2 protein-coding genes and 1 pseudogene are annotated in these 4,457 nt (G+C 72.8%); 1 reads left to right on the top strand and 2 read right to left on the bottom strand.

Features of this window, described 5'->3' with window-relative positions:
- Positions 1-823, top strand: a pseudogene (locus GA0115240_RS12880) (amidase family protein); the annotation flags it as partial.
- A gap of 57 nt (positions 824-880) precedes the next feature.
- On the opposite strand, the gene GA0115240_RS12875 reads toward GA0115240_RS12880, so the two are convergent.
- Positions 881-3,703, bottom strand: coding sequence for a DEAD/DEAH box helicase (locus tag GA0115240_RS12875; protein ID WP_093736822.1), 2,823 nt, complete (start codon positions 3,701-3,703; stop codon positions 881-883).
- A gap of 115 nt (positions 3,704-3,818) precedes the next feature.
- Positions 3,819-4,457, bottom strand: a 639-nt coding sequence (locus GA0115240_RS12870; protein ID WP_093736821.1) for a diacylglycerol kinase family protein, incomplete at its 5' end; no start/stop codon positions are given.

Here is a 4,457-nt window from a genome sequence, read left to right as displayed (position 1 = left end):
CCTGCTCTACGCGGGCGCGTTCGTCGCCGAGCGGTACACCGCGGTCGGTGCCTTCATCGACGAGCACGCGGGTGCGGCCGATCTGGATCCGACCGTCGCCCGTATCATCACCGCGGCCCGCGACCTGCCCGCGCACCGCCTCTTCGCCGACCGGGAGCAGCTGGCCGAGCAGAGCAGGCAGGCTGCGGCGGAACTCGGCGACGCCGACGCCCTGTTGCTGCCCACTGCTCCGGGGCACCCGACCCTGGCCGAGGTGGCCGCCGATCCGGTGGGGACCAACACCCGGCTGGGCCGGTTCACCAACTCCACGAATCTGCTGGACCTCTGCGCGGTCGCGGTGCCCGCGGAGGAGGTGGCGGGCCGTCCCTTCGGGGTGATGCTGCTCGGCCGGGCGCACTGCGACGACCGTGTCGCCGAGATCGCCGCCCTGCTCGAACCACCGCTGCGCCTCGCGGTGGTGGGCGCGCATCTGAGCGGGCAGCCGCTGAATCACCAACTCCGGGCCCTGGGAGCCCGCTTGGTCACGACGACCGGCACCGCCGCCGTCTACCGCCTGTTCGCGCTGGACACCGCGCCGCCCAAGCCGGGTCTGGTGCGGGTGGCGGAGGGCGGCGCCGCGATCGAGGCGGAGGTGTGGGAACTGCCCGCCGCCGCGCTCGGCCGCCTCATCGCCGCCCTGCCCCGGCCGATGGCCCTCGGCACGGTCGAACTCGCCGACGGCACCGGTGCCACCGGCTTCCTGTGCGAGCCGCAGGCTCTCGACGGCGCCCGGGACATCACCGCCCACGGCGGCTGGCGCGCCTACCTCGGCGCCCGCTCGTAGCCGGGCCGGCGCGCCCGCCGGCAGCCGCCGCTCCGGGCGGTCGTCGCCGACCCCGGCTCACCCCACCGAGGAGTACGCCACCACGCCCCGCAGCAGACCGTCCACCGCCCGGCGGGAATTGCGCCGCACCGGGCTGTGTTCGGGCGCCGCGTTGCCGATCTGGCCCAGGACGTCGATGAGCTGCTTGCACCAGCGGACGAAGTCGCCGGCCGGCATGTCCGCGTCGGACAGCACCGAGTCCAGGCTGTGGCCGGACGCCCACCGGTAGGCGGGCCAGGCGAAGCCCAGGTCGGGTTCGCGCTGGCCGACGCCCTCCGTCTGGCTGATGTGGTGGTCCTCTTCCAGGGCGTCGAGCCGGCCCCAGATGCGGACCATCTCGGACAGCGCCTCCTTGGCGTTGCCGGTCGGCAGTTTGGGCGCCACCGCGTCGTCGGAGTTCCGGGCCTCGTAGACCAGCGCCGAGGCGCAGGCGGCCAGTTCGGCCGGGCCCAGGCCGTCCCACACGCCGTCGCGCAGGCATTCGCTGGCCAGCAGGTCGAGTTCGCCGTAGAGCCGGGCCAGTCGTCGGCCCTCCGGAGTGACCGTGTCGCCCTCCAGGTAGTCGAGCTCGGTCAGCACCGCGCACACCCGGTCGAAGGTGCGGGCGATGGTGTTCGTCCGGCCCTCGATGCGGCGTTCCAGCTGCTGGGTGTCGCGGTGCAGCCGGTGGTAGCGCTCGGCCCAGCGGGCGTGGTCCTCGCGCTCGTCGCAGCCGTGGCAGGGGTGCGCGCGGATGGCGGCACGCATCCGGGAGATCTCGTTGTCGTCGGCCGCGGCCGACCGCTGCTTGCGGTGCCGGGCCGGCGCCGCCCAGCCGGCCGTGCCCGCCTTGCTGCGCATCGCCGAGGCGAGATCGCGGCGCGACTGCGGACTGCGCGGGTTGAACGTCTTCGGGATGCGCATCCGGTCCAGCGCCTCGACGGGCACCGGGAAGTCGATCTGCGCCAGCCGCTTGACCTGCCGCTCGGCGGTGAGCACCAGCGGCCGGGGCCCGTCGTGGAACTCCTCGCCGTACCGGTTGCCGGTGGACCGCCCGGCGGGGATACCGGGCTCCAGCACCAGGGCGAGGCCGGCGTACTTCCCGGCGGGCACATGGATGATGTCGCCCGGCTTGAGCTTCTCCAGCGCCTCCGAGGCCGCCGCGCGGCGGTGCACCGCGCCCTGCCGGGACAGCTCGGCCTCGCGCTCCTTCAATTCGCGGCGCAGCCGCATGTACTCGTCGAAGTCGCCGAGGTGGCAGGTCATCGAGCCCTTGTAGCCGTCGAGGCCCTCTTCGTTGCGCTGTACCTGCTTGGAGATGCCCACCACCGAGCGGTCCGCCTGGAACTGCGCGAAGGAGGTCTCCAGCAGTTCCCGGGACTTGTGCCGCCCGAACTGGCCCACCAGGTTGACCGCCATGTTGTACGACGGCTTGAAGGACGACCGCAGCGGATAGGTCCGGGTGCCGGCCAGGCCGGCGACGGCGCCCGGGTCGAAGCCGCGCTGCCAGAGCACCACCGCGTGGCCCTCGATGTCGATGCCGCGCCGCCCGGCGCGCCCGGTGAGCTGGGTGTATTCACCGGGGGTGATGTCGGCGTGGGTCTCGCCGTTCCACTTGACCAGCTTTTCCAGGACCACCGAACGGGCCGGCATGTTGATGCCGAGCGCCAGTGTCTCGGTGGCGAAGACCGCCTTGACCAGGCCCTGGACGAAGAGCTCCTCGACCACTTCCTTGAAGGTCGGCAGCATGCCCGCGTGGTGGGCGGCGATACCGCGCTCCAGGCCCTCCAGGAATTCGAAGTAGCCGAGGACGTGCAGGTCCTCGTCGGGGATGGCGCGGGTGCGCTCCTCGACGATCGAGCGGACCCTGGCGCGGTTCTCGTCGTTGTTCAGCCGCAGGCCGGCGGCCAGGCACTGCTGGACGGCGGCCTCGCAGGCGGCCCGGCTGAAGATGAAGGTGATCGCGGGCAGCAGTCCCTCGGAGTCGAGGCGGTCGATGACCTCGGCCCGGCTGGGGGTCCACATCCGGCTGCGGGCCCGCCGCTCGCGCTCGCGGTCGGCCTCCCGGCCGCGCTTGGCCCGCGGGTGGAAGGTGCGCTGATTCTCCTCGCGGGCCAGTCGCAGCAGGTCCGCGTTGACCTCGCGGCGGCCGCGGTTGTCGGTGGCGCCGGCCCGCTCCTCGAACAGGTCGTACATCCGGCGGCCGGCCATCACGTGCTGCCACAGCGGCACCGGGCGGTGCTCGGAGACGATCACCTTGGTGTCGCCGCGCACCGTGTCCAGCCAGTCGCCGAACTCCTCGGCGTTGGAGACGGTCGCGGAGAGCGAGACCAGGGTCACCGAGGGCGGCAGGTGGATGATCACTTCTTCCCAGACCGCGCCGCGGAAGCGGTCGGAGAGGTAGTGCACCTCGTCCATCACCACGTAGCCGAGGCCGTCGAGGACGGCGGAGTTCGCGTAGAGCATGTTCCGCAGCACTTCGGTGGTCATGACGATCACCGGTGCGTCGCCGTTGACACTGTTGTCGCCGGTGAGCAGGCCGACCTTGTCGGCGCCGTACCGCTTGGCGAGGTCGTTGTACTTCTGGTTGGACAGCGCCTTGATGGGCGTGGTGTAGAAGCATTTGCGGCCCTCGGCGAGGGCGAGGTGGACGGCGAACTCGCCGACGATGGTCTTGCCCGAACCGGTGGGCGCGGCGACCAGGACGCCGCTGCCGGCCTCCAGGGCCTGGCACGCGTCTATCTGGAACGGGTCGAGGCCGAACTCGTACAGCTCGCGGAACTGGGCGAGTGCGGTCGCGTTGTCTGCGGCGCGGCGCCGGCTGGCGGCGAAGCGCTCGGCTGGGGACATCTCTTCGGTCATCTCGCAACGAGCCTACCCGTCGGCACCGACAGCGCGCGTGATCTTATCGGCCCGCAGGCTCCGGAGAAGGAGCAACCTTGCGCGGGCCGGGCCGCCCGAACAGCCCGGGGACCGCTCACACCAGCAGCCGCAGCGCCCTCGGCACCGTCTCGGCGACCAGGGGCAGCGAGCCGACCAGCTCGCCGTCGGCGTAGCCGGTGACGCCGTCGGCGGCCAGCCGGACCCGGGCGGCGCGGTGCACGGTCACCACCGGATGGGCCGGGTGGGTGCCGCGGTAGACCCGGGGGAAGACCCGCAGCAGCGTCGTGCGGCTGCACGGGCCCACCACGCACACGTCGAAGAGCCCGTCGTCCATCTCCGCGTCGGCGCAGATCCGCATGCCGCCGCCGTAGGAGGAGCCGTTGCCCACCGCTATCAAGGTGGCCTCGATCTCCCGCTCGGGCGCGTCGTCGAACGCGACCCGGTAGCGGATCGGCCGCAGCGCGCCCAGCTCGACCAGCATGGCCAGGTCGTAGCGGAAGCGGCCGGTGGGCCAGCGCATCCGGTTGCCCCGGTCGTTGACGCGGGAGTCGAAGCCCGAGGCCAGCACGGTGCCGAACCAGCGGTCGCCGGTCCGGCCCAGGTCCAGCTCCCGGGTGCGGCCGTCCCGCAGGGCCGCCGCGATCACGGCGCCGGCCGCGGCGGGATCCCGTACCGGCAGCCCGGCCACCCGGGCGAAGTCGTTGCCGGTGCCGGCCGCGACCACCCCGAGCGG

The sequence above is a fragment of the Streptomyces sp. DvalAA-14 genome (genome assembly GCF_900091855.1).
In the GTDB taxonomy this organism is placed as follows: domain Bacteria; phylum Actinomycetota; class Actinomycetes; order Streptomycetales; family Streptomycetaceae; genus Actinacidiphila.
The sequence above is the reverse complement of the archived record's forward strand: the minus strand, read 5'-3'. Positions and strand labels throughout refer to the sequence as shown.